23 protein-coding genes are annotated in these 23864 nt (G+C 62.0%); 14 read left to right on the forward strand and 9 right to left on the reverse strand.

Annotated features, from left to right (window positions below; all coding sequences use genetic code 11):
- The first annotated feature begins 37 nt into the window (after positions 1-37).
- The 8 genes from NKI52_RS28710 (at position 38) to NKI52_RS28745 (ending at position 8050) form a co-directional block, all read left to right on the forward strand.
- Complete coding sequence (locus NKI52_RS28710) at positions 38-949, forward strand: fatty acid desaturase (RefSeq protein WP_352587653.1); 912 nt, start codon at positions 38-40, stop codon at positions 947-949.
- Positions 950-1184: 235 nt separating this feature from the next.
- Positions 1185-1487, forward strand: coding sequence for a virulence factor (locus tag NKI52_RS28715; protein WP_352452105.1), 303 nt, complete (start codon positions 1185-1187; stop codon positions 1485-1487).
- Positions 1480-2103 (forward strand): methylenetetrahydrofolate reductase C-terminal domain-containing protein, encoded by a 624-nt coding sequence (locus NKI52_RS28720; RefSeq protein ID WP_352454616.1) that lies wholly within the window; start codon positions 1480-1482, stop codon positions 2101-2103. The genes NKI52_RS28715 and NKI52_RS28720 overlap by 8 nt, the downstream gene beginning before the upstream one ends.
- Positions 2100-3191 (forward strand): methylenetetrahydrofolate reductase, encoded by a 1092-nt coding sequence (locus NKI52_RS28725; RefSeq protein ID WP_023676515.1) that lies wholly within the window; start codon positions 2100-2102, stop codon positions 3189-3191. Before NKI52_RS28720 ends, NKI52_RS28725 begins: the two co-directional genes overlap by 4 nt.
- Before the next feature lie 80 nt (positions 3192-3271).
- Positions 3272-4246, forward strand: coding sequence for a methyltetrahydrofolate cobalamin methyltransferase (locus NKI52_RS28730; protein WP_023676516.1), 975 nt, complete (start codon positions 3272-3274; stop codon positions 4244-4246).
- A 113-nt stretch (positions 4247-4359) separates the two neighbouring features.
- On the forward strand, positions 4360-6429 hold the full coding sequence (locus tag NKI52_RS28735) for an ASKHA domain-containing protein (RefSeq protein WP_352700442.1): 2070 nt from the start codon (positions 4360-4362) through the stop codon (positions 6427-6429).
- A gap of 186 nt (positions 6430-6615) precedes the next feature.
- Positions 6616-6780, forward strand: coding sequence for a hypothetical protein (locus NKI52_RS28740; protein ID WP_352700443.1), 165 nt, complete (start codon positions 6616-6618; stop codon positions 6778-6780).
- A 286-nt stretch (positions 6781-7066) separates the two neighbouring features.
- A complete protein-coding gene (locus NKI52_RS28745; RefSeq protein WP_352700444.1) occupies positions 7067-8050 on the forward strand; it encodes an alpha/beta hydrolase in 984 nt (327 codons plus the stop codon).
- Between the two features lie 6 nt (positions 8051-8056).
- Here the strand turns inward: NKI52_RS28745 and NKI52_RS28750 are convergent, their stop codons facing one another.
- Positions 8057-8956 carry a LysR substrate-binding domain-containing protein gene (locus tag NKI52_RS28750; RefSeq protein WP_023676521.1) on the reverse strand — a complete coding sequence of 300 codons (900 nt, stop codon included), beginning with the start codon at positions 8954-8956 and terminating at the stop codon, positions 8057-8059.
- A gap of 229 nt (positions 8957-9185) precedes the next feature.
- On the opposite strand from NKI52_RS28750, the gene NKI52_RS28755 reads away from it, so the two are divergent.
- The 5 genes from NKI52_RS28755 (at position 9186) to NKI52_RS28775 (ending at position 11981) form a co-directional block, all read left to right on the forward strand.
- Positions 9186-9371 carry a hypothetical protein gene (locus tag NKI52_RS28755; RefSeq protein WP_352452109.1) on the forward strand — a complete coding sequence of 62 codons (186 nt, stop codon included), beginning with the start codon at positions 9186-9188 and terminating at the stop codon, positions 9369-9371.
- Positions 9372-9706: 335 nt separating this feature from the next.
- The gene (locus tag NKI52_RS28760) at positions 9707-9841 is read left to right on the forward strand and encodes a hypothetical protein (protein ID WP_013894968.1); all 135 of its coding nucleotides are present in this window, start codon (positions 9707-9709) and stop codon (positions 9839-9841) included.
- 350 nt (positions 9842-10191) lie between these two features.
- The gene (locus NKI52_RS28765; RefSeq protein ID WP_348625928.1) at positions 10192-11130 is read left to right on the forward strand and encodes a GlxA family transcriptional regulator; all 939 of its coding nucleotides are present in this window, start codon (positions 10192-10194) and stop codon (positions 11128-11130) included.
- Between the two features lie 33 nt (positions 11131-11163).
- Positions 11164-11493, forward strand: coding sequence for a type II toxin-antitoxin system TacA family antitoxin (locus tag NKI52_RS28770; RefSeq protein WP_352700445.1), 330 nt, complete (start codon positions 11164-11166; stop codon positions 11491-11493).
- The gene (locus NKI52_RS28775) at positions 11490-11981 is read left to right on the forward strand and encodes a GNAT family N-acetyltransferase (protein WP_352635640.1); all 492 of its coding nucleotides are present in this window, start codon (positions 11490-11492) and stop codon (positions 11979-11981) included. The genes NKI52_RS28770 and NKI52_RS28775 overlap by 4 nt, the downstream gene beginning before the upstream one ends.
- A 26-nt stretch (positions 11982-12007) precedes the next feature.
- On the opposite strand, the gene NKI52_RS28780 is transcribed toward NKI52_RS28775, so the two are convergent.
- The 8 genes from NKI52_RS28780 to NKI52_RS28815 form a co-directional block, all read right to left on the reverse strand.
- Positions 12008-12790, reverse strand: a complete 783-nt coding sequence (locus tag NKI52_RS28780; protein ID WP_352452112.1) for an ABC transporter ATP-binding protein — start codon at positions 12788-12790, stop codon at positions 12008-12010.
- The gene (locus NKI52_RS28785; RefSeq protein WP_023676527.1) at positions 12787-13563 is read right to left on the reverse strand and encodes an ABC transporter permease; all 777 of its coding nucleotides are present in this window, start codon (positions 13561-13563) and stop codon (positions 12787-12789) included. The genes NKI52_RS28780 and NKI52_RS28785 overlap by 4 nt, the downstream gene beginning before the upstream one ends.
- Before the next feature lie 71 nt (positions 13564-13634).
- The gene (locus NKI52_RS28790) at positions 13635-14585 is read right to left on the reverse strand and encodes an ABC transporter substrate-binding protein (protein WP_352452114.1); all 951 of its coding nucleotides are present in this window, start codon (positions 14583-14585) and stop codon (positions 13635-13637) included.
- Between the two features lie 114 nt (positions 14586-14699).
- Positions 14700-15548: a DUF1194 domain-containing protein gene (locus tag NKI52_RS28795; protein ID WP_023676529.1), complete on the reverse strand. Its 849-nt coding sequence runs from the start codon at positions 15546-15548 to the stop codon at positions 14700-14702.
- A 100-nt stretch (positions 15549-15648) separates the two neighbouring features.
- Positions 15649-16605: a site-2 protease family protein gene (locus NKI52_RS28800; RefSeq protein WP_352700446.1), complete on the reverse strand. Its 957-nt coding sequence runs from the start codon at positions 16603-16605 to the stop codon at positions 15649-15651.
- A gap of 7 nt (positions 16606-16612) precedes the next feature.
- The gene (locus NKI52_RS28805) at positions 16613-19174 is read right to left on the reverse strand and encodes a GcvT family protein (protein ID WP_352635645.1); all 2562 of its coding nucleotides are present in this window, start codon (positions 19172-19174) and stop codon (positions 16613-16615) included.
- A gap of 268 nt (positions 19175-19442) precedes the next feature.
- Positions 19443-19706, reverse strand: coding sequence for a hypothetical protein (locus NKI52_RS28810; RefSeq protein ID WP_023676533.1), 264 nt, complete (start codon positions 19704-19706; stop codon positions 19443-19445).
- A gap of 156 nt (positions 19707-19862) precedes the next feature.
- Positions 19863-22352 carry a mechanosensitive ion channel family protein gene (locus tag NKI52_RS28815; RefSeq protein ID WP_352568957.1) on the reverse strand — a complete coding sequence of 830 codons (2490 nt, stop codon included), beginning with the start codon at positions 22350-22352 and terminating at the stop codon, positions 19863-19865.
- 250 nt (positions 22353-22602) lie between these two features.
- Between NKI52_RS28815 and NKI52_RS28820 the strand changes: the two genes are divergently transcribed.
- Positions 22603-23862: a sarcosine oxidase subunit beta gene (locus NKI52_RS28820; protein WP_352568999.1), complete on the forward strand. Its 1260-nt coding sequence runs from the start codon at positions 22603-22605 to the stop codon at positions 23860-23862.
- Positions 23863-23864 lie beyond the last annotated feature (2 nt).

Consider the following 23864-nt stretch of genomic DNA (forward strand, 5'->3'; position numbering starts at 1 on the left):
GATTTACCGGACAGCCACCCGCCACTAACATTGCATCATGAGCGACATCGACCACCGCACCATCATTGCCGGCCTTTCGGTCGAGGACCGTCGCGACCTCACCGCCAGGGTTGACCGGCCAGGCATTGTCCGGCTGGCGGTCCATGCCGGGCTGGTTATCCTGCTAGGCGCGCTGATCGCCGCCCGCATCCCGTTCTGGCCGCTGCTCGTCTTGCCGCAGGGAATCCTGATCGTCTTCTTCTTCACGCTGTTGCACGAGACCATCCATGAAACGGCGTTCAGGACGGCGTGGCTCAATCGCGCTGTTGCCGCCGTGGCCGGCTTCCTGATCCTGCTGCCGCCGGAATGGTTCCGCTATTTCCATTTCGCCCATCACCGCCATACGCACGACCCGGACAACGACCCCGAACTGATGGCCCCGAAGCCGGAGACCATCAGCCAATATCTGCGCTATCTGTCAGGCGGCCCCTATTGGATCGCCATGGGCCGTGTGATCGCAACCAATGCGGCGGGCCGCAACCGCGACGGCTTTGTGCCGGAAAAGGGCCGCGGCAAGGTGGTTGCCGAAGCACGGCTGTTCCTGATCGGCCATGCGGCATTGCTGGCCGCATCGCTCGCCGCGCAGTCGGCGCTGCTGTTGTGGGTCTGGATCTTGCCGGTGCTGGTCGGACAGCCGTTTTTGCGTGCCTACCTGCTGGCCGAGCACGCGTTGTGCCCGCATGTCGCCAACATGCTCGAGAACACCCGCACCACCTTCACCACAAGGCTGGTGCGCTTCGTGGCTTGGAACATGCCGTACCATTCCGAGCACCATTCCTATCCGGCCGTTCCCTTCCACCGCCTGCCGCGCTTCCATGACATCGTCGCGGAGCATTTACGCACGACCGAACGAGGTTACGTGCGCTTCCACAGGAAGCTGGTCGGCAGCTACGATGGCCGCGCCGGCTGACCAGTGCTGGAAGAAACTCCGCTTTCAACCGCGGCCGTCGATTGCGTCGCTTTTGAAGGCCCCCGCGTCGTCCCATAACAAGCAGCCCAACAGCGCTTCCGGCAATGCTCGAAACCACTGCATTGGCCAAAAGATCGGAATCGATCTTCGGAGAGCACGATGCAGCGGAGTTAAATGGTAGAGCATCGTTTGTGCGTCCGATTGGACGCACGGCGCTCTGCAGGAGCAGGAAATTATGGCCGATCTGATCGTCGTCTACTGGCGCGACATCCCCGCCCAGGTCATCGTCAAGAAGGGCCGGCAGAACGCCAAGCGCGAACTGCCGCTGCGCTTCACCGAGGCGATCGACATGTGCGCCATGCGCACCGGCGCTGGCGGCACCGACGACTATCTTGCCGAATGGCGCAAGGCAGAACCCCTCCCGGTCAGTGACGATCTTGAAGCCGAGGCCGAGAAGGCTCTTCAGGAACTTGATGCGAAATACGACCGTGAGCGGCTGGTCGCTCTGGTCAAGGCGGGGGGCAAAGAAAATGTCTGATCCCCAATCAATGCCGGCGACGACGGCTCAAGCCGGCGTGACCCAGGCGACCATCGTCAAGAAGGCGGCGCCGAAATCCGACTACAAGCCGGCCGACGTGTCGCCACAGCGGCGTGTGCAGCGCTCTTTCGCGGTGCGCCTTTGGTCTGTGCGGCATTCGCGGCTGCTCGAATGGTTCTATGGCAAATTCGCCGACATGTTCCTGCTCCTCCATCCGCTGTGGAAGGGCATCGGCTACAGCCGTGTCGAAGGGCCTGTGAAATTCGTCGAAAAGCGCGTCAAGGGTTTCATGTTCGACTGCCGCATGTGCGGCCAGTGCATCCTTTCCTCGACCGGCATGTCGTGCCCAATGAACTGCCCCAAGCAATTGCGCAACGGCCCTTGCGGCGGTGTCCGCGCCAACGGCAATTGCGAGGTCGAGCCTGACATGCCTTGCGTCTGGGTCAAAGCTTGGGAAGGTTCGCGGAACATGGTGCATGGCGACAAGATTTTGGAAGTGCAGAAGCCGGTGGATCAGTCCTTGCGCGAAACCTCCGCGTGGCTGCGGGTCACCGCGCAGGCCGCGGCCGCCCGCAATGCGGCCCGGAATACTACGAAGACCGGAGCGTCGGCATGATCGGCCGTCAGCCAGACGAGAATCCGGCCGGCATCCATTTGCCGCTCGATCCCCTGCCCGGCCACACCTCGCGTGGCCGGCTGGAACGCGTCCTCAGGCGCGGCGAGTTCGCAGTGACGACCGAGCTCAATCCGCCTGACAGCGCCGATCCGGAAGACGTCTACAACCGCGCCAGGATTTTCGACGGTTGGGTCGACGCCATCAATGCCGTCGACGCTTCCGGCGCCAACTGCCACATGTCGTCGGTCGGCATCTGCGCGCTGCTGACCCGCATGGGCTATGCCCCGATCATGCAGATCGCCTGCCGCGACCGGAACCGCATCGCCATCCAGGGCGACGTGCTTGGGGGTGCTGCGATGGGCGTCGCCAACATGCTGTGCCTGACCGGCGACGGCGTGCAGGCCGGCGACCAGCCCGGCGCCAAGCCGGTGTTCGATCTCGACTGCATGTCGCTGCTCGAAACCTGCCGCGTTATGCGCGATAACGGCAAATTCCTGTCCGGCCGAAAACTCACGACGCCGCCGCAGCTTTTCCTTGGCGCGGCCATCAACCCGTTCGCGCCGCCGATCGATTTCCGGCCCTATCGGCTGGGCAAGAAGATCGCCGCCGGGGCACAGTTCGTGCAGAGCCAGTACTGCTTCGACGTACCGATGTTCCGCACCTACATGCAGAAGGTCCGCGATCTCGGCTATACCGAGAAATGTTTCATCCTGTGCGGCGTCGGGCCGCTGGCCTCGGCCAAGACGGCCAAATGGATCCGCTCCAACGTACCGGGCATTCACATTCCCGATCAGATCGTCAAGCGCCTGGAAGGCGCCCAGGATCAGAAGAAGGAAGGCAAGCAGCTCTGCATCGACATCATCAATGAGGTGAAGGAAATTCCCGGTGTATCCGGCGTCCATGTGATGGCCTACCGCCAGGAAGAATACGTCGCCGAGATCGTCGACGAATCCGGCGTGCTGAAGGGTCGCCGGCCGTGGAAACGCGAAATCCGCCGCGACGACCAGCTCGTTGCCGACCGGCTCGACCACATACTGCATGACGACCTCACTGAAACCCAGGTCGACATGGTCAAGACCGCGCATTGACAGCGCGAATCGTCAGCATTCGCTTGATCAGAAACAGATAACGATATAAAGAACTCTTTATATCACGATGGAGAGATTTCATGACCCGGACCATCGTCGCCTCGGCGACACGAGAAATCATCATCGGCTTCGATCAGCCCTTCTGCGTGATCGGCGAGCGCATCAACCCGACCGGCCGTAAGAAACTGGCCGCCGAAATGATCGCCGGCAATTTTGAGACCGTCATCAAGGATGCGCTGGAGCAGGCCGCCTGTGGGGCGACCATGCTCGACGTCAATGCCGGCGTCACTGCAGTCGATCCCAACGCCACCGAGCCGGCGCTGCTGGTGCAGACGCTGGAGATCGTGCAAGGCCTGGTCGACCTGCCGTTGTCGATCGACTCCTCCGTGACTGCGGCAATCGAAGCGGCGCTGAAGGTCGCCAAGGGCCGGCCGCTGGTCAATTCCGTCACCGGCGAGGAGGAAAAGCTCGAAGCCATCCTGCCGTTGATCAAGAAATACAACGTTCCCGTCGTCGCCATTTCCAACGACGAGACCGGTATTTCGATGGACCCCGATGTGCGCTTCGCCGTCGCCAAGAAGATCGTTCAGCGCTGTGCCGACTTCGGCATTCCGGCGCATGATGTGGTCGTCGACCCGCTGGTCATGCCGATCGGCGCGCTGGGCGATGCCGGCCGCCAGGTATTTGCCCTGCTACGCCGGCTGCGCGAGGAGCTCAAGGTCAACACCACCTGCGGCCTCTCCAACATCTCGTTCGGCCTGCCGCACCGTCATGGCATCAACGCCGCCTTCATCCCGATGGTGATCGGCGCCGGCATGACCTCGGCGATCATGAACCCGGTGCGGCCGCAGGAAATGGAAGCGGTGCGCGGCGCCAACGTGCTGAACGGCACCGACGAGAACTGCACCAACTGGATCAGGACCTACAAGGACTACAAGCCTGCTGAAGGCGGCCAGGCCGTTGCCGCCCGGACGCAGGTCAACGCGCCGGGCGATGGCAATGGCAATGGCGGACGCAGGCGCGGCGGCCGCGAAGCGCGTATGGCGCGGGGTTGAGCCAGGTCTTGGCCGACACGATATGGGGCCTAGGACTGGGGAGGAACCGAGACATAGCGGCATCGCTGCCGTGGCCAAGACCCGAGCTGCGTAGAAAGTAAAGTCTGGAACGTATGAACTCTCCCGTCAACATCACCGATCCGCTCGTGCTGTTCATGCCGTCGGGCAAGCGCGGGCGGTTTCCGGTCGGCACGCCGGTTCTGGATGCCGCGCGCCAGCTCGGTGTCTATGTCGAGAGCGTGTGCGGCGGGCGTGCCACTTGCGGGCGTTGCCAGATCGAGGTGCAGGAAGGCAATTTCGCCAAGCACAAGATCGTTTCCTCCAACGATCACCTCTCGCCCAAGGGCGCCAAGGAAGAGCGCTACGAGCGCGTACGCGGCCTGCCCGAGCGCCGCCGGCTGTCCTGCTCGGCGCAGATTCTCGGCGATCTCGTCGTCGACGTGCCGCAGGACACCGTCATCAACGCGCAGACCATCCGCAAGGACGCCGACACCAGGGTCATCGCCCGCGATGCGGCAATCCGCATGTGCTATGTCGAGATCGAAGAACCCGACATGCACAAGCCGCTCGGCGACCTCGACCGTCTGAAGATCGCGCTGATGAAGGACTGGGGCCTCAAGAGCCTCGATTTCGACTTCCATCTGTTGCCGCAGGTGCAAGGTATTTTGCGCAAAGGCAACTGGACCGCGACCGCCGCCATCCACAAGGACACCGACAGCGAGACCGCACGGGCCATCGCTTTGTGGCCCGGCCTCAAGAACGAGGCGTACGGACTTGCCTGCGATATCGGCTCGACCACGATCGCCATGCATCTGGTGTCGTTGCTGTCGGGCCGCGTCGCCGCCTCGTCGGGCACATCCAATCCGCAGATCCGCTTCGGCGAGGATCTGATGAGCCGTGTCTCGTACGTGATGATGAACCCGGACGGCCGTGAAGGTATGACGGTCGCCGTGCGCGAGGCCATTTCGGGGCTTGTGGACAAAGTCTGCACCGAAGGCAACGTCCAACGCAACGACATCCTGGATTCCGTGTTCGTCGGCAATCCGATCATGCACCATCTGTTCCTCGGCATCGATCCGACCGAGCTCGGCGGCGCCCCCTTCGCGCTAGCCGTCTCCGGCGCCGTGCACATCAAGGCATCGGATATCGGTTTGAAGCTCAACCAGGGCGCCAGGCTCTATATGCTTCCTTGCATTGCCGGCCATGTCGGCGCGGACGCTGCCGCAGTGACGCTGTCGGAAGGGCCGCACCGCCAGGACGAGATGATGCTGATCGTCGATGTCGGCACCAATGCCGAGATCGTGCTCGGCAATCGCCACCGGGTCGTGGCGGCCTCATCGCCAACTGGCCCGGCCTTCGAAGGTGCGGAAATCTCCGGTGGCCAGCGCGCCGCACCGGGTGCCATCGAGCGCGTCCGCATCGATCCTGAAACGCTGGAACCGAAATACCGCGTCATCGGCTCGGAACTCTGGTCCGACGAGCCGGGCTTCCTCGACAGCGTGCAGGCGACCGGCGTCACCGGTATTTGCGGCTCCGGCATCATCGAGGTGGTCGCCGAGATGTATCTCGCCGGCATCATCTCCGAGGACGGCGTCGTCGATGGATCGCTGAGCGGCCACTCGCCTCGCGTCGTCGCCAATGGCCGCACCTTCTCCTATGTGCTGAAGGAAGGCGAGCCCAAGATCACCATCACCCAGACTGATGTGCGCGCTATCCAGCTTGCCAAGGCCGCCCTTTATGCCGGCGCCAAGCTTTTGATGGAAAAGCAGCACACCGATCATGTCGACCGCATCCACTTCGCCGGCGCATTCGGCTCGTTCATCGACCCGAAATACGCAATGGTGCTGGGCCTGATTCCGGATTGCGACCTCGACAAGGTCTCGGCCGTTGGCAATGCGGCCGGCGCCGGCGCCCGCATGGCGCTGTTGAACCGTGGCTATCGCCGCGAGATCGAGGAAACCGTTAGCAAGATCGAGAAGATCGAGACGGCGCTAGAGCCGAAATTCCAGGAACATTTCGTTTATGCCATGGCGCTCCCGAACAAGATCGACCCGTTTCCCAAGCTGTCGGCGGCGGTGAAACTGCCGCCGCGCAAGACGGTGAGCGAAGACGGCATTGCCGGCGACGCTGCCCCGCGGCGGCGTTCGCGCGAAGGCCACGCCGCGCGGCGCGGGCGGGGATGACTCGCCTCCGCTAGGCGGTCAGACCTTCCATTTTCATTTGTATGCAAATGTTTCCAGATCGCGCCGATCTGGAAACGAAAACGCGTTTTCGTGAAATCCGCCAGATACATAGGCGGAGCATTTAACCGGCATCGAACGGCAGGCGGAAACAGTTTTCGGCCACCGCAACGCTTCAAGGAGATCAAGATGTCGATGTTCGAAAGCCTCGGCCGCTATGGTGCGGCCTTCAAGAAAACACGCGAAGCGCGCAAGTCGCTGCGCATCCTCAACAGCTTGCCGCCTGAGATCCAAAAGGACATTGGCTGGCCGGTGTCGCCGCGTTCGAGCGAAAGGCAGCTTTCGGTCGGATGAGGCATGCAGCGCGGATGAAATTCATCGACAAATGCAAGCTGCTCGGTATTCGCCGGAGCCGCAATGCGGCTCCGGCTGCACCCAGCAATTGGCTGCGCGCCGCGTTGCTGCCGCGGCGTTGAGCTGCGCCGGTAGGCCAGAGACTTCATGGCCGGACGCTTTGTCGACAGCTGGGATCAAACGACCGTGTTGAGATTGCATCAATCTTGACTTTTTTGGTGGCGACACAATCTTCGAAATAGTCGGGGGTTCTCTTAGTCGGCTCAGCCGAAGTCCGTGTATCTGCATGCCCAGTCTCAAAAGCCACGTCGTGTCGTTCGTCCTCAGGTACAGCCGCAAGAAGGCGTTTTCCAGCCCCGAGAACCTGCAGCGCTGGATCGCCTATGCGCGCAAGACGGAAAACCATCAGCCGCCTGCGTCGCTGCGGTCACGCCTGGAGATCACAACCCGCACGATCAACGGCTTTCCCGTCTACGAGATCGCTCCCCAGGCTGGTGAGCGGAGGCGGATTCTCTACCTGCACGGCGGCGCTTATGTCTTTGAAATCACACCCTATCATTGGCGGCTGATCGCCGACATGGCCGACCGCCTCGGGTTCGGTATCACCGTGCCGATCTATCCCATTGCTCCCGAACACGACTTTCACGCCATGTTCGGCATGGTCGGCGCCGTCTACCGCCAGATGTTCGGCGAAACCAGGGCGACTGATATCATCTTCATGGGCGATTCCGCCGGCGGAAACATGGCCGTCGTGCTGACGATGATGGCTGCGCAAAATGGCCTGCCCTTGCCATCACGCCACGTGCTGATTTCGCCCGGTCTCGACGTGTCGCTCGCCAACCCAGAAATGTATGAGGCCGAACGCAACGATCCGTGGCTGGGCATTGCCGGCGGCCGCGAGGCGATCCGACTTTACAGCGCCGGCATAGATCCCACCGACTGGCGCATCAGCCCGGTTTACGGCGACCTGTCGGTGCTGCCCAAAACGCTGCTGCTGACCGGTTCACGCGATCTGCTCACCCCCGACAATCTGATCTTCGCGGAAAAGGCGCGCGCGGCCGGCGTCGAAATTGAGATCGTCCACGAGCAAGGCATGTTCCATGTCTGGCCGTTGATCGACATGCCGGAGGCGCGACGCGCGCGGGACAGTATAGTGGCCTTCTTGACCAACGAAACTGACAGTTACCATGCCAAGGCAGGAGAGTTGTCGCTGCAGAGGACAGACCGCGACGGAACCCCTCGCGATCTGGTTGCGCCGCTCAGGTCGTAGTTTGGGTCAGAACTTCCCAGTTTCCCTGAACATCTCAAACGTCGCGCGGATATGATCGGCGACTGCCTTCACCGGCGCGCTGGCGTCCGGCGTCACCACCATGGCCAGATTGTAGGTGCCGATGTCAGGCATGCCGTCCTTCGGGCACAGCTCGACCATGTCGCTGCCGAGGAACGATTTCGGCAGCGGCGCGACTGCAAGATCCGCCATGATCGCGGCGCGCTGGCCGGCCGTGTGTGCGCTCATATAGGCGATACGGTAGTTGCGGCCCTCGCGGCCAAGCGCCTCCAATGCCCCTGCCCGCCAGGCACACCCCTCTTCCCACAATGAGACCGGCAGCGGCTCACGCAGATGCGCGCAACCGCCCTTGGCACCGGCCCAGACGATCGGCTCGGTGAGCAGCACTTCGGCGCCAATCGCGCTGGTCTTGTAGGAGTTGGTGAGCAGCGTGATGTCGAGCGCCCGGTCGTCCATGCGCCGGCGCAGATTGACGCTCTGGTCGATGGTGACGTCGACCGCGATCGATGGATGCGACTGTGCGAACCGCTTCAGCACATGCGGCAGCACACGTTCGCCGTAATCGTCCGGCGAGCCGAGCCGCACCACCCCGACAATGTCTGGAATGATGAACTTCGACACCACCTCGCGATTGATCGACAGCAGCCGGCGCGCATAGCCGAGCAGCATCTCGCCATCGGTGGTCAGCGTCACCGAACGGGCGTCGCGCGCGAACACCGAGCGGCCGAGAATGTCCTCCAGCTTCTTGATCTGCATCGACACGGCCGACGGCGTGCGGAAGACCGCATTGGCCGCAGTGGTGAAGCTGCCGGTCTCGGCGATTGCGACGAAAGTGCGCAGAACATCGAGATCGAGCAGCGGCAGCGGATGATTGAGTGGGGCGTTCATGGCAAGCGACCTTCAATTTTTCTGATGCAAACCATCATTCCATTTCGTTTGATTGAACATCAGTTTGGGAGGATAGTCAACTCCATCGAAGGCAGGACGCATCGAAGTGGTCCCGAAACAACCATGACACGGACCTGCAATCGACACGAAATGAGGCTGAAACAAACCCGGTGTACCGCCTGACGCTGCAAGCGCCGGGACAACCCGGCCCAACGCGAAGGAGAATGAGATGTCTATCCTGTCATCCATCGGTCGGATCGCGACCGAGTTCAGCGAGGCCCGTGCCCGCTACCAGACGGAACGCGCCATCCGCGCGCTGCCGATTGAACTGCAGAAGGATATCGGCTGGCCCGAAGCTGCCGATGCCAAGGCCGGCACTCGCCATGGTGTGGGATCCTGGGCTGGAGCAAAGTAAACCGTGTGTATCAACAGCTGAAGGCCTGCCGCGCAGATCAGCCCGGCAGGCCTTTTTGTTTGTACTCCAATGATTTTCCCGAGCCATGTCGCCGTCGCATGCCGCATATAAGCAAGTCGCATAGCAGCCCGCACTGGCAATCAACACATTGTAAATAATCGAAAATCCTGGGCAGAATGCCCAAATTTGTCGCATTCCGTGTCGCTTTTCATATCAAGTGCTTCGCTTTTGCGATTTAGTTTCCCCTCACGTAAGCCTATATCATCATCAACAAACGAGCTGCCCCACTCCATCAAGCGAAGGCGACCCGTCTGAGCAACCGAATGGAGATGATCATGAAGCTTTTTGCCCGCCTCTTTGCCCGTCGCGAAATGAACCTGACGACTGCGCTCGAGCGCCAGCGCCTGGCCAACACCATGCCTGGCCAGACCGGTGCCATGGCTGCCGCGCGCCTCGGCTTCGTCGCCTGAGACGCGGCAATCCCGGCGGAAGCAGCCTAGCGCTGCTTCGAAATCGATCCAGCGCCGCTTCGGTTTTGCCGACGCGGCGTTTTCGTGTGCGCAGACTGCGTAGGCTCGTTTGCTCGATCCGGCGGCATGTCGCGTCCTTCGCCGCATAGCGATTGCCCATTTGCGACCCGTGTCGCAAATAAAGTCGCTCCGTTGCCATCTAGCCAATTGACAGGAAACGTCTTTCCTGATGTCGCTATGCTAATCGCGACATCCTGTTCGCGCCATTGCAGCGTGAGGATCTACCCGTGAACGTCGTAAAGCACCCGATTCGGCGATCGTTCGTATTCTTCCTGGTCCCCGATTTCACCATGATCGCCTTCGCGACGGCGCTCGATCCGTTGCGTTCGGCCAACCGCATGCTCGGCTATGAAGCCTATCGCTGGCGGCTCGCCAGCATCGACGGCAAGCCGGTGCGCGCCTCGAACGGCGTCGAATGCGCCGTCAACACCTCGCTGGAGGAAGAGCGCAAGAAAATGTCCGGACCGGACCGGCCGAACATGGCCATCGTCTGCAGCGGCATCAATGTCGAGCGCTACCAGAACAAATCGGCCTTTGCCTGGTTGCGCGAGGAGTACAATCGCGGCGTTGCCGTCGGCGGCCTGTGCACCGGCGCGCATATCCTGGCCGCCGCAGGCCTGCTGTCCAACAAGCGCTGCGCCATCCATTGGGAGAACCTGCCGGGCTTTTCCGAGGCGTTCCCCAAGGCCAATGTCTTCGCCGACCTCTTCGAGATCGACCAGAACATCTACACCTGCGCCGGCGGCACCGCCGCGCTCGACATGATGCTGAAGCTGATCGGCGACGATTTCGACGAAAGCCTCGTCAACCGCGTCTGCGAGCAGGTGCTGACTGATCGCGTGCGCAGCCCGACCGACCGCCAGCGCCTGCCGCTGCGCGCCCGCCTTGGCGTGCAGAATTCCAAGGTTCTGACCATTATCGAGCTGATGGAAGCCAATCTCTCCGAGCCGCTCTCGCTGATCGAGGTCGCTGACCATGTCGACCTGTCGCGCCGGCAGATTGAGCGCCTGTTCCGCACCGAGATGGGGCGCTCCCCTGCCCGTTACTATCTGGAGATCCGCCTCGACCGCGCCCGGCACCTGCTGATCCAGTCGTCGTTGCCGGTGGTCGAAGTGGCGGTCGCCTGCGGCTTTGTTTCCGCCTCGCATTTCTCCAAATGCTATCGCGAGTTGTACGCCCGCTCGCCGCAACAGGAACGCGTCGACCGCAAGCAGCTTCTAGCGGCTTGATCCAGCACGTTTCGCGGGCGCGGCCGCATTGTCATGACATTGTCTGGCGTGGTATCCTTCAATCGAGAGGTACCAATGACCAGAACCACCAGATCGGAAAAACTGGACTTGCGCCTTACCCCCCAGGCAAAGCGTACACTCGCAACCGCCGCCGCGACTGAACGCCGTTCGCTCAGCGATTTCGTGCTTGAAAGCGCGCTTGCGCGAGCCGAAGAAACATTAGCCGACCGGCGCAGCTTCCATCTCGACGCCGAAAAATGGGTCGCGTTCATGGCAGCGCTCGACGCGCCAACGCGTGATCTCCCCCGCCTCAAGCACCTATTGAACGAACCAAGCATCTTTTCCGGTCGCGATCCAGCGTGAGCGAATTCCAGATCGAGAAACTGGCCCGCACGCATTTGGTGGACATGTTCGACTGCGGTGAAGAACCGCTCAATCGCTTTCTCGTACGCTATGCATTCCAAAACCAGCAAGCCAATGCTTCGCAGACCTACATTGGTCTCTCTGGCGAAGATGTGATCGGCTTTTATACCCTGGTCGTTGGTGAAGTTAAATATGAGGGTGCGCCCGAGCGATTGACGAAAGGTCTCGCACGCCATCCGGTGCCTGTAATGCTGCTGGCGCGTCTTGCGGTCAGTCTGGACTGGCAAGGCAAAGGCGTCGGCGGCGGACTGTTGCGCGATGCCGTCCTGCGCAGTTTGCAGGCGGCGGATATTGCAGGTATCCGCGCGGTCGTCGTCCACGCCAAGAACGACGGCGCCCGCACGTTTTACGAGCGCTACGGATTCGCGCAATCGCCGACGGACCCGCTGCATCTTTACGTGCTTATCAAGGACTTACGAAGTCTCTGAGCCGTTCAGGCGCCTTGCTGACCCGACTATATCTGCGCCGTGCGCATCGCCTCGACGCGGATATCTTCCGTCAGCCGCGCCTTCAGTGCCGAAAACTCCGGGCTGGTCTTCAGCGTGTAGTGGCGCGGATGCGGCAGGTCGACGGCAACGTCCGATTTGATGCGGCCCGGCCGTGCCGTCATCACGACCACGCGCGACGCCATGAAGATCGCCTCCTCGATGTCGTGGGTGACGAACAGCACCGTTTTTTGCCGCCGCTCCCAGATGCCGAGAAGCAGTTCCTGCATCAGCCCGCGGGTCTGGTTGTCGAGTGCGCCGAACGGCTCGTCGAGCAACAGAATCTCCGGATCGTTGGCCAGTGCCCGGGCAATCGCGGTGCGCTGCTGCATGCCGCCGGAAAGCTGCTTCGGCCAATGGTTTTCAAAACCTCTCAGCCCGACGAGATCGACGTAAGAAGCGACGATTTCGCTGCGCTCGTGCTCGGCCATTCCACGTTCGCGCAGGCCGAAGGCGATGTTCTCGGCAACCGTCAGCCACGGAAACAGCGTATAGGACTGGAAAACCATGCCGCGGTCTGGACCGGGCCGGTCCACCACCCTGCCGTCGAGCAGAACACGTCCCCCACTCGGCGCTTCGAGGCCGGCGACGATCCTGAGCAGCGTCGACTTTCCACAGCCGGATGGCCCCAGGATGGTGATGAAGTCGTTGGCGGCAACCGCCAGATCGATCGGCATCAGCGCCTTGACCGGCTGCCCACCGCCGACACCGGCGAAGGTGCGCGAGACGCCTTCGATGAGCAGCTTGCTCACGCCAGGCTCCATGGAAACAGCCAACGGTTGAGCGCCTTGAATGCGAAATCGGACAACAGCCCGATCAGGCCGATGACGATGATGCCGAAGATGATCTGCCCTGTCGCCAGCCGCGACTGGCTGTTGATGATCATGTAGCCGATGCCCGACGACGAGCCGATCAGCTCGGCGACGATGACATAGGTCCAGGCCCAGCCGAGCACCAGCCGCAGGGTCTCGGCAATCTCCGGCGCATTGGCCGGCATGATCACGCGCCGCACGATGCCGTTGTCGGACGAGCCAAGCGTGTAGGCCGCCTCGACCAGGTCGCGCCGTGTGCCGCCGACCTTGACCGCGATGATCAGGATGATCTGGAACACCGAGCCGACGAAGATCACCAGCAGTTTTTCGAGCTCGCCAACGCCCGCCCACAGGATGAGCAGCGGGATGAAGGCCGATGCCGGCAGATAGCGGGCGAAGGAGACGAACGGCTCCAGGAACGCCTCCACGGGCTTCCAGGCACCCATCACGATGCCGAGCGGCACGGCAACGATGGCCGCCATCAGGAACCCGCCGAAGACGCGCCAGATGGTGATAAGGATGTCGAGCCAGAAGCGGTCCTCGACCAGCAGCCGCCAACCGTCTCTCACCATCGACAGCGGATCGGCAAGGAAAATGCGATTGACGTGGCCGCCAAGCGTGATCCACGCCCAGAACGCCACGAACAGCACGAAGAACGAAATGCCGAGCACGGTTCGAATGCCCGGCGAGACCGGATGCAAGGGGCGCGGCATCTTCGACCGTCCTCTGATCTGAATGAAAAAGCGGCGGCGCACGCGCCGCCGCCGGGCGACAATCCTGCCGGTTAGTCGGCGACGGCGCTGGTGTCGGCCAATGTCGAGACGTCAGGCGCTTCCTTGATCAAACCCATCTGCAGCAGAAGCTCGCCGGCGGTCTTGGAAAAGTCCTGGAATTCCTTGGTGAAGAACTGCTTGTTTTCAGCCTTGTCGGCCCATTTCAGGTATTTGGCCGATTCTTCGAATTCCTTGGCCGACTGCTTCACGTCGGCACCCATCGTCTCATAGGATTTCGCCGGATCGCTCTTGATCAGGTCGAGTGCCTCGAAATAGCTGTCGGCAAGCGCCTTGCCCGCATCCGGATTGGCCTTGAGGAACTCCGGCGTGCAGCCGACCGTATCGAGCACCATCGGATAGTCGAGAGTGGTCACAAGGATATGGCCCTGGTCGGACTTTTCGCGCACCGCCGAGATGAACGGCTCATAGGTGACCGCCGCATCGTTCTGGCCGGCGAGAAACGCCTGCGCCGCCGCATCCGGCTCCAGGTTGACGACCGTCACGTCCTTGGTCGACATGCCGTTCTTGTTGAGCACCCAGGCCAGCATGAAATAGGGCGAGGTGCCCGGCGCCGAAGACGCGACCGACTTACCTTTGAGATCGGCGACGGTCTTGATGTCGTTGCGGGCGACGATGCCGTCGGCGCCGTAGGATTTGTCGAGCTGGAATATCTGCTTGGTCGTCACGCCATTGGCGTTCCAGACCAGCCAGGTCTCGACCGTGGTGGCGGCGCATTGCAGGTCGCCGCTGGCGATGGCGAGCGGCCGGCTGGCTTGCGGCACCTTCTTCAAGGTGACGTCGAGGCCGTGCTTTTCGAAGATGCCGGCCTGCTTGGCGAGCGTCAGCGGCGCAAAGCCGGTCCATCCACTGATGCCGATGCTGACCGATGTGGCGGCCATCGCCGGCGCGGACAATCCGACGGCAAGCGTCAAGCTTGCGGCAAGAATTCCGATCCTGTTCATGTCGGTTCCCCTTTTATGTGTTCGGATGGGGAATTGTGTCACAGACGCCCGCAGGCTTGTCAATGAAGCAGATGCTGCACTGCGGTATGTCACCATCGACAGCAAACTCCGCCATCAGCGGCTGTTGTACATCCAGCTGCGGTCGCGCCACATTTTTTCACCGACCAGGCAGTCGGTGACGGGGATGTCCTGTGCCAGCACCAATGGCGGATGCGCCGCCTCTTCCGCCGCTCGCTGCGGCGAGGCCGGACCGGCAAGCTCCAGCACCAGCTTGCGGCGGATGGCCTCCGGAAACTGCGTCCAGTCATTGACCGGGATCATGAAGGATCCCGGCCCGCCGATGACGCAGTCGCTGTAGTAGCGGTCGAGATTGTTGACATCGTAAGCGCTGCTGAACCCGCCCCTGGTCATCAGCGGCAGGCCGTTGACGGTGATGCCTTGCTTGATCACGGCGTCGCGGGTGATATCGACAGGTGCGCCCTGGTTGTTGGGGCCGTCACCCGAAATGTCGATCACCCGCTTGACGCCCTGGAAGCCGCTTTCAGCAAAGAGATCGCTGGCGAATTCCAGCGCGCCGGAGATCGAGGTGCGCCTGGCACTGGCCGGCGGATGAGCGGAAAGCTGCGCTGCCAGCCGCTCGGCGTCGGCACGATTGGCGATCACCGTCCACGGCACGACGACCTGCTGCCAGGTCGCGCCAGCCCATTCGACATAGGTGACGGCAATCTTGCCATGAGCGCCTTCGCCGATTGCCTGCAGGACATCGTCATGCGTCAGCGCCGCCGCATAGCCATGACGCTGGATTTCGAGCTCGTCCGGCGACATGGACAGCGAAACGTCGACTGCCAGCACCAGTTCGACGTCGACCGGCTCGGCGGCGCGGGAGTTTGCAGTCAGCCATAGCACCGACGCCAGCGCGGCGGCACCCGAGACGAGATGTCTTGCACGGGCAAAACCAGACATGCCGCACGGTAAGCGAAAATCGCCGATCGACAAAGAGAAAAGCCCGGTGGAGAGCCGGTCTCATTCGGTCACATTTTTGCGAACCGCCGGAAAACGAATTTCATTTGTGGATGCGGTGCCCGCCCCGCCCCCACCACTCCACGGCCTTCTCGACATCCGTCTCGGAGGATGGGTCCGGCTTCGGTTTTCTAGCACCGACCCCGCGCGCTGCCCTCCAGTTCGGCTTGAATGACGGCGGAAGCCACAACAGAATACCCGCGGCAGGCAAGATGATCGCAAAACGCAGAATTGAAAGTACGATGCCGCAGATGCCGACGATCTGCGCGGCCCGGCGGACGCCGAAGCGTCTCAGGAACAAATGTCTTGCAATCACGCCGCCATCCAGATCGAAGGCGGGCAGGATGTTGAGAATGATAAGTGACACGTTCAACAATGCGCCAATCCAAAGCGTCCATTCCAGAGGACCGGCCGACCTTGACGGCAGCCACCCGAATGGCCTTTCGGGCGCAAGTGGGATGAGTTCTCCAAAAACCAGATAATAGGCCGCATCGAAAAACGCGGCGAGCGCGACGTTCGCCAGGGGACCCGCTATCGCAATCCGCGCCCAGGCAGGCGATGGCGCTGCGGCGCGTTTGAAACGCGTGAGCCCGCCGAAGAGATATAATTCTATCATGTCGGTGGCGACGCCTTGTCGGCGTCCGATCCAGGCGTGTGCCAGTTCGTGCAGAAATATCGACGCAAACAGAAGCGCTGCAAAGATAGAGGTATGGATCAGTGCATCCTTGGGTCGGCTCGCCCACTCGTTCAGGAAGGGCAGCACAATGGGAATTGCGAAGGTCCAGCTGACGCGAACCGGGATATTCCGGTTCAGCTGAAACACAAGCGCATCGTTTTTTCTGTCCCAGCCGATCCGCCGCAAAGGCACCCCCCAATCGCAGCGCGACGGTAAGCGAGAATCATCGCTCCACAAAGCGAAAAGCCCGACGATGAATCGGGCTTCTGCATTCAGGTCCTGCTGGCACTGCTCGGCTTGCCTGTGTGGAGAATCGGCAGGCAAGCAACGCTTAGCTGCGCGGATTGAGGTTCTCCGGGTCGTAGAGCGGCCTGTAGCCGACGGCGGCCACTTCGACCGGGTACTTCTCGCCGAAATATTCGACGCTCAGCTTGCGGCCCTCCTGGCAATACGCCCAGGGCAGGTGGGCGAGCGCGATGTTCTTGCCGAGGGTCGGACCATAGGCCACCGAGGTCGTGAAGGAGCGGCGGCCGAGCTCGTCGACGAGCGTCTCACCGGTTTGCGGGTCCATCACCGGCATCGTGCCAACCGGATAGCGGGGAACACCATTCGAATCTGTATTGTCCGTCATGATAAGCGTGCAAAGCATGGCCGGCTGATGCACCCGGGCGCGATATTCCAGATGCTTTGCCTTGCCGCAGAAATCGGCCTCCTTGACTTTCGGACGGGCAAGGTCGGCTTCCAGCAGATTGTATTCGGTCAAGAGGTCCGCGTTTTGCAGGCGCAGGCTCTTCTCCATGCGGCGGCTGTTGGCATAGGTCTCGACGCCAAAGGCCATCACGCCGGTCGACCGCAGCGCGTCCCAGACAGCCAGGCCGTCCTCGTAGCGCATATGCAGTTCCCAGCCTTGCTCGCCGACATAGGAGATGCGGAAGGCGGTCACGTCCTTGCCGGCGATCCTGACGGGCTTGATCGCGGCAAAGGGAAAATTCTCAAGCGTCAGTCCGTCGGGGTTTTCCACGACCTTGCCCAATGTTGCCCGCGCATTCGGACCCCAGATGCCGACGGTCACATATCTCTCGGTCACATCGGTGACGGTAACGTCGAAGCCTTTGTCCTCTGCCGTCCGGCGCATGTACTGGAAGTCGCGCGGCCCGGCATCGGCGCCGTCGATGACGCGGCAGCGGTCGGCCATGCGGATGACGGTCAGGTCGGCGCGCACCATGCCTTCCTCGTCGAGGAAATGGGTATAGATGCCCTTGCCGATATTGCCGTCACCGCCGATCTTTGCCGCGCACAGCCATTCCATCAGCGCGACATGGTCCGGGCCTTCCACGTCGTACATGGCGAAATGCGACAGGTTGACGATGCCGCAATCCTCGCTCATCGCGAGATGCTCGGCGTTCGAGACGCGCCAGAAGTGGCGGTTATCCCATTCGTTTTGGCGCACCGGCACCCGGTTGCCGTATTTCTCGAGCAGATGCTCGTTGGCGGCGTAGCCATGGGCGCGCTCCCAGCCGCCGAGCTCCATGAAATAGCCGCCGAGTTCCTTCTCGCGCTCCCAGAAGGGCGAGCGGCGGACATTGCGAGCCTTGGAGAAGGGCTCGCGCGGATGGACCGCCGGGTTGTAGACCTTCATCGCGGTTTCGGTGCAGCGATCCCAGATGAACTGTTCTTTCGTCTGGTGCGGATAGAAACGCGAATAGTCGATGGCGTGGTGGTCGATCGCCGTGCGGCCGTCCGTCATCCAGTCGGCGATGAGCTTGCCCATGCCGGGGCCGTCCTTGACCCAGATCGCCACGGCATACCAGAGGCCCCTCACCTTCTGGCTTTCGCCCATCGAGGGGCCGCCGTCCGCCGTCACCTGCAGCAGGCCGTTGAAGGAATGGCTCTCATTGTAGCCCAGCTCGCCCAGGATCGGCGTCAGTTCCATGGCGCGCTCGAGCGGCGCCAGGATCTGCTCCATGTCGAGATCGCGTTGCGACGGCGAAAGCCGTGCCCGGTTTTTCTCGAGAAGATCGCGCGGATGGCAAAGGCGCGGATTGGTCTCTTCGTAATAACCCCATTCGATCTGCCCGCCTTCGGCGGTCTTAGGGTCGCCAGTATCGCGCATGTAAGCCGAGTTGCCCTGGTCGCGCAGCAGCGGCCAGCCGATCTCCTTGCCGGTGCCGGCGAACTCAGTGTACGGCCCGAAGAAGGTAAGCGGATGGTCAATCGGCATGACCGGCAGGTCCTCGCCCGCCATTTCCGCGATCAGCCGTCCCCAGATGCCGGTGCAGACCACGACATAGTCGGCTTCGATGGTGCCGCGGTCGGTCACCACGCCCTTGATGCGGCCGTTCTCGATGACGAGCGACCTGGCCGACGTATTGGCAAACGCCCTGAGTTTGCCGGAAGCTTCCGCCTGGTCGACAAGCTTGCCGGCGACGGTCTGCGAGCGCGGGATGACGAGGCCGGCGTCGGGATCCCACAGGCCGCCCTGTACCATCTGTTCTTCGATCAGCGGGAATTTTTCCTTGATCTCGGCGGGATCGATCAGGCGGGCGCGTGTGCCGAAGGCCTTCGCCGAGGCGATCTTGCGCTTGATCTCCGCCATGCGAGCGTCGTCGCCGACGCGGGCGACCTCGAGGCCGCCGATGCGCGCGTAGTGACCCATCTTTTCGTAGAAATCGATGGAATAGAGCGTCGTCCAGCACGACAGGAAATCATGGCTGGTCGTGTAGCAGAAGTCGGAGGCATGCGCCGTCGAGCCGATATCCGTCGGGATGCCCGATTTGTCGATGCCGACAATATCGTCCCATCCGCGCTCGATCAGGTGATGGGCGACCGATGCGCCGACGATGCCGCCCAGCCCGACGATGACGACCTTCGCCTTTTCCGGAAACCCTGCCATTGCCCGCGACTCCAAGATGCTATTGCGAGCAGACTATAGGGCGGCGCGGCGCCGCGCTTGCAGCCTGTTTGCGACATCGCCAAAAAAGCCCGCGCCACCAGCCCGTCGAATGCAGTTAGACCTACGCCTTCGCCCTGCTCGGTACGAAGGCGCTGCTAGAGCCCGCCCTGCGCAGCTTCGAAGAAAAGTGCATACCTTCATCGCCGATTACCGGAAGCAAATAAAAGGCCGGGCGTTTGCCCGGCCTTCAAAAATCATGGCGTCGACTTTACTTGATGCGCGCGACGCCGCCCGAGATCTCAATCGTCTCCGAACCGGTCAGCGCCTCGAGGTCGCCATTCGGCAAGGTAACAAAACAGCCGCTCGGGCAAAATTCCACGGTTTCGCCAGCGGCCAGCGCCAGCTCGGTCTTGCCGCCGCCTTCCGTCACGATCAGCGTGCGGGTCTCGGCGTCCTTGTTGACCGCGCTGGCGGCATGGGCCGAACCGCCCACGGCCAGAAAAGCGATGGCGGCGACGAGAGACTTCCACATTTTGCAGTATCGGTGTTGCCACCGCCTCTGTTGCATTTCGCAAGGCATTCTCGCCGTTTGCAGGTGAGCTTATATGCAATGCAAGCTGAACGGCAACTGAATGCCGCATTCATGCCGCAATTGGTTTCCGAAGGCTTGAAGGCAAGCTCCAATCAGCTAGTCAGGATCGGGCTTCCGTACCTTGCGTCCCGACTTGGCGAGACGTTTCGCCTCGACCGCCGCTAGGGCTTTTGCTTGTTCCCGCTCGGCGAATTCGACTTCGATCTTGTCGTCGTCGATCGGCCACGCCTCGTGCTTTTTGGTCTCGACGACGGCGCGCGGTGTCGACGGAATTTCGATATGCTGGTCGGCGAACACATCGAAGATGGCAAAGCGGATGTCGTTCTGGACGATATTGCCACTAAGAACGTCTGCCAGGAATACGCGGATCTCGAATTCGAGCGCGGCCGGGCCGAAATTGGAAAACAGCACAAAGGGTTCGGGGTTTTTCAGCACCAGCGGATGACTGCGCGCGATCTCCAACAGGACGCCATGCACGTGCTTGATGTCGCTGCCATAGGCGACGCCGACCTTGATATCGATGCGGCCGAGCTTGTTGCGGTGCGTCCAGTTCCCGACCGCATTGTTGATCAGGTTTGAATTGGGCAGGATCACCGACTGCCGCTGGAACGTTTCGATCTCGGTGGCGCGCACGCTGATCTTCTTGACCGTGCCGCTGATGTCACCGGCAACGATCCAGTCGCCGACCTTGAACGGCCGCTCGGCCAAAAGGATCAGGCCCGAGACGAAGTTGGAGACGACATTCTGCAGGCCAAAGCCGATGCCGAGAGACAGGGCGCCGGCGACCAACGCGAGATTGGAGAGGTCGATACCGGCCGCCGAGATGCCGACCAGTGCCGCGACCGCGACGCCGGCATAGCCGACCGCCAGCCGGATCGAATTGCGCACACCGGTGTCGACCCGGCCGCGCGCCATCACCGAACCGTCGAGCCAGCCCTGGAACCAGCGCGTCAGGAAATAGCCGATGATGAAGACGACGACGCCAGTGAGGATGCCGGTGACCGAGATCGTCACCGAGCCTATGGTGAGGCCCGTCGCCAGCTTGTAGGCCCAGGCCTGGATGTCGCCGGGCTGGAAGCCCCACATCAACAGGATCAGCGGCAGGAACACCAGCACGATCATGATGTTTATGGCGGCGCTGACGACAAGCCCGAGCTGGTCGAGCGCGGTCTCTTCGTAGCTTGAATTGGCCGCTAGCCAGCGCCCGATCGAAGTGTTGGCGAAACCACCTTCCTCGCCGATCGCCCGCGCCGACAGGAAGCCGATATAGGCGGTGACCAGGATAGTGCCGGTAACCACGACCTGCACCGAGACGAAAATAGCAAGGCCGATAAAGCCGAGCAGCGCCGACGCTATGGTGAATAGCCCTAGCGCGACGGCGGTGTAGCGCAGCCATGCCGGCCACGGGCGCCAGCTCCCGTCGGCAGCCTTGAACGGCTTCAGCAGCCCCATCAGGATCAGGATGACGCCGACGCTGATGGTGGCGACAAAGCTTCTGGCGATGGTCAGCGATAGCGGCGAGCCCATCTTGTCGTTGACGACCGACAGGAAATAATTGATGCCGATGGCGACGGCCATGGCAGTCGTCAGCCGCACCAGCCAGCGCGCCGGGCCGGTTTCGACAGGGATCAGACGCCAGTTCGGCAACCGCGGTTCCAGCGCCGCATTGGTCAGCCGGTTGACGCAGAACACCACCGCGATAACGGCAACCAGCGAATTCAGGAAGATGCCGATGTCGCCGCGCAAGACATTGTAATAATTGAAGAAGAAGACCGTCGAGATAAGGAAGGCGCCAACCGCCAGCGACGGCAGCAATGTCGACCAGAACGCCACCGACAGGCGGCTGAGATAGGATGGATCCTCGACGGAAGGATCGGCTTCGAAGACGCGGCCGAACAGGCGCCGCCCGCCGACAAAAAGCACGGCGGCCAGCGCAAGCGCCATCAACGTCGCGGCAAGAATTGCCTGGAACTTGAACTTGAAGGCGAAGCTCAGCCAGGACGACACCGCTTTGTAGAAACTGGTAAATTCGTCATTGGCGTTGGAAATGACCTCCGGGCTCAATGCATCGGACAGCACGTAGCGCTTGGTGAGCTGATTGCGGAACAGCTCGCTGCGCATGTTGCCGATCTTCTCGATCAGCCCGCTGACACGGATCGACAGGTTCTGCGCGCTGGCAATGACGGCGTTAATCTCGGCTTTTTCGGAAGCCAGCGCCTGGCGTTCACCGGTCACGATGTCGGGCTCGGCCGGCTGGCCCGCGGCCGGCGGAGGTCCCAGCGTCTCGATCCGATCGTTGATATCGCCGAGACGCGAGCGGAACGCCAGCGCGCTGGTGAGCGCCGCCCGCGACAGATCCTCCAATTGCAGGCGGATTTCCACCAGGGTGGCATCGTCTTGGCCGTCCTGCTGTATCTTCTTCTCGAGATCGTCGGTTTTGGCCGTCAGGCTCTGGATGACCTTCTGCTGGTCTGTAACCAGCCCGGCGGCACCCTGCCCGAGCGCCTGCGCCATCGCGTCGAACGACGGCGGCGCCAAGACAACAAGCGCAACGATCAGGACCAGGCGGAGTAAACGAAAGAACATGATTTTTCTGGCGACTCGCGGACGGCAGCGGCAGTTTTGAAGCACGTCCTTGATAAAGACGCTCATATCACGGGGCAAGTCATGCCAGGCGGCTCGTTTTCGAAGTCCGCCAATCGAAGTCGGCCAATCCAATCGAAGTCGGCCAATCCAGTCGAAGTCGGGGAGTCGAAAAGCGATGGCGCAATCTTGGCTTTGCGTTGGCGGCCTGCTCTATAGTCTGCCGCAAAGCCTGAAATGGATGACAATAAGAATGGCGGAATATTCGGCCTTTTCGCTTCTCAAGAACGCGCTGACCGGAAACAAGGACTGGAGGCCGGCCTGGCGCAAGCCCGACCCGAAGGCGTCCTACGACGTGATCGTCATCGGCGGCGGCGGCCATGGCCTGTCGACCGCCTACTACCTAGCCAAGGAGCACGGCATCACCAATGTCGCGGTGCTGGAGAAGGGCTGGCTCGGTTCCGGCAATGTCGGCCGCAACACCACGGCGGTCCGTTCCAACTATCTCCTGCCGGCCAACACGCGCTTTTACGAGCATTCGATGAAGCTGTGGGAGAACCTGGCCCATGACCTCAACTACAACGTCATGTTCTCGCAGCGCGGCTGCCTGAACCTCGCCCACACACCTGCTCAGCTCGACGACTATGCCCGGCGCGGCAACGCCATGCGCCATCTCGGCGTTGACGCCGAACTGATGACCACGGCCGAAATCGCGCGCCTGGTGCCGGCGCTCGACGTCTCAGCCACCGCGCGTTTCCCGATCGTCGGCGGCCTGATGCAGCGGCGCGCCGGCACCGCCCGCCACGACGCCGTCGCCTGGGGCTATGCGCGCGGCGCAGATCGCCGCGGCGTCGACATCATCGAAAATTGCGAGGTCACCGGCTTCCTGCGCGACGGCGACCGCATCACCGGCGTCACGACAACGCGCGGCGAAATCCGCGCAAAAAAGGTAGCGGTCGCGGTTGCCGGCAGCACCGGGCGGGTCATGCGGCTTGCCGGCATCGAGACGATGCCGATCGAGAGCCACGTGCTGCAGGCCTTCGTCACGGAATCGCTAAAACCGTTCATCGATACGGTCCTGACCTTCGGCATGGGCCATTTCTACATGTCGCAATCGGACAAGGGCGGCCTTGTCTATGGCGGCGATCTCGACGGCTACAACAGCTACGCCCAACGCGGCAGCCTGCCGATCGTCGATGAGGTGATGAGCGAGATGCTGGCGCTGTTCCCTGGGCTGGCCCGTGTCCGCATGCTGCGCTCATGGGGCGGCGTCTGCGACATGTCGATGGACGGCTCGCCAATCATCACCACCGGTCCGCTGCCGGGCATGTATCTCAACTGCGGCTGGTGCTATGGCGGCTTCAAGGCGACGCCGGCTTCCGGCTGGTGCTTTGCCTGGACCATTGCCAAGGACGAGCCGCACGGTCTCAACTCGGCCTTCACGCTCGACCGCTTCTACCGTGGCCTGGTGATCGACGACAAGGGCCAGGGCGCCACGCCCCGGCTGCATTAGGT

Origin of the sequence: Mesorhizobium sp. M0590 (genome assembly GCF_040320905.1) — a bacterium.
Classification (GTDB): Bacteria; Pseudomonadota; Alphaproteobacteria; order Rhizobiales; family Rhizobiaceae; genus Mesorhizobium.

Excerpts from the sequence above, each read along its gene's own strand:
- NKI52_RS28735 (WP_352700442.1), top strand. The coding sequence starts at position 4,360 with ATGAACTCTCCCGTCAACATCACCGATCCGCTCGTGCTGTTCATGCCG.
- NKI52_RS28730 (WP_023676516.1), top strand. The coding sequence starts at position 3,272 with ATGACCCGGACCATCGTCGCCTCGGCGACACGAGAAATCATCATCGGC.
- NKI52_RS28760 (WP_013894968.1), top strand. The coding sequence starts at position 9,707 with ATGAAGCTTTTTGCCCGCCTCTTTGCCCGTCGCGAAATGAACCTGACG.
- NKI52_RS28820 (WP_352568999.1), top strand. The coding sequence starts at position 22,603 with ATGGCGGAATATTCGGCCTTTTCGCTTCTCAAGAACGCGCTGACCGGA.
- NKI52_RS28765 (WP_348625928.1), top strand. The coding sequence starts at position 10,192 with ATGATCGCCTTCGCGACGGCGCTCGATCCGTTGCGTTCGGCCAACCGC.
- NKI52_RS28750 (WP_023676521.1), bottom strand. The coding sequence starts at position 8,956 with ATGAACGCCCCACTCAATCATCCGCTGCCGCTGCTCGATCTCGATGTT.
- NKI52_RS28790 (WP_352452114.1), bottom strand. The coding sequence starts at position 14,585 with ATGAACAGGATCGGAATTCTTGCCGCAAGCTTGACGCTTGCCGTCGGA.
- NKI52_RS28770 (WP_352700445.1), top strand. The coding sequence starts at position 11,164 with ATGACATTGTCTGGCGTGGTATCCTTCAATCGAGAGGTACCAATGACC.
- NKI52_RS28740 (WP_352700443.1), top strand. The coding sequence starts at position 6,616 with ATGTCGATGTTCGAAAGCCTCGGCCGCTATGGTGCGGCCTTCAAGAAA.
- NKI52_RS28805 (WP_352635645.1), bottom strand. The coding sequence starts at position 19,174 with ATGGCAGGGTTTCCGGAAAAGGCGAAGGTCGTCATCGTCGGGCTGGGC.
- NKI52_RS28795 (WP_023676529.1), bottom strand. The coding sequence starts at position 15,548 with ATGTCTGGTTTTGCCCGTGCAAGACATCTCGTCTCGGGTGCCGCCGCG.
- NKI52_RS28810 (WP_023676533.1), bottom strand. The coding sequence starts at position 19,706 with ATGTGGAAGTCTCTCGTCGCCGCCATCGCTTTTCTGGCCGTGGGCGGT.
- NKI52_RS28715 (WP_352452105.1), top strand. The coding sequence starts at position 1,185 with ATGGCCGATCTGATCGTCGTCTACTGGCGCGACATCCCCGCCCAGGTC.
- NKI52_RS28720 (WP_352454616.1), top strand. The coding sequence starts at position 1,480 with ATGTCTGATCCCCAATCAATGCCGGCGACGACGGCTCAAGCCGGCGTG.
- NKI52_RS28745 (WP_352700444.1), top strand. The coding sequence starts at position 7,067 with ATGCCCAGTCTCAAAAGCCACGTCGTGTCGTTCGTCCTCAGGTACAGC.
- NKI52_RS28815 (WP_352568957.1), bottom strand. The coding sequence starts at position 22,352 with ATGTTCTTTCGTTTACTCCGCCTGGTCCTGATCGTTGCGCTTGTTGTC.
- NKI52_RS28785 (WP_023676527.1), bottom strand. The coding sequence starts at position 13,563 with ATGCCGCGCCCCTTGCATCCGGTCTCGCCGGGCATTCGAACCGTGCTC.
- NKI52_RS28710 (WP_352587653.1), top strand. The coding sequence starts at position 38 with ATGAGCGACATCGACCACCGCACCATCATTGCCGGCCTTTCGGTCGAG.
- NKI52_RS28755 (WP_352452109.1), top strand. The coding sequence starts at position 9,186 with ATGTCTATCCTGTCATCCATCGGTCGGATCGCGACCGAGTTCAGCGAG.
- NKI52_RS28725 (WP_023676515.1), top strand. The coding sequence starts at position 2,100 with ATGATCGGCCGTCAGCCAGACGAGAATCCGGCCGGCATCCATTTGCCG.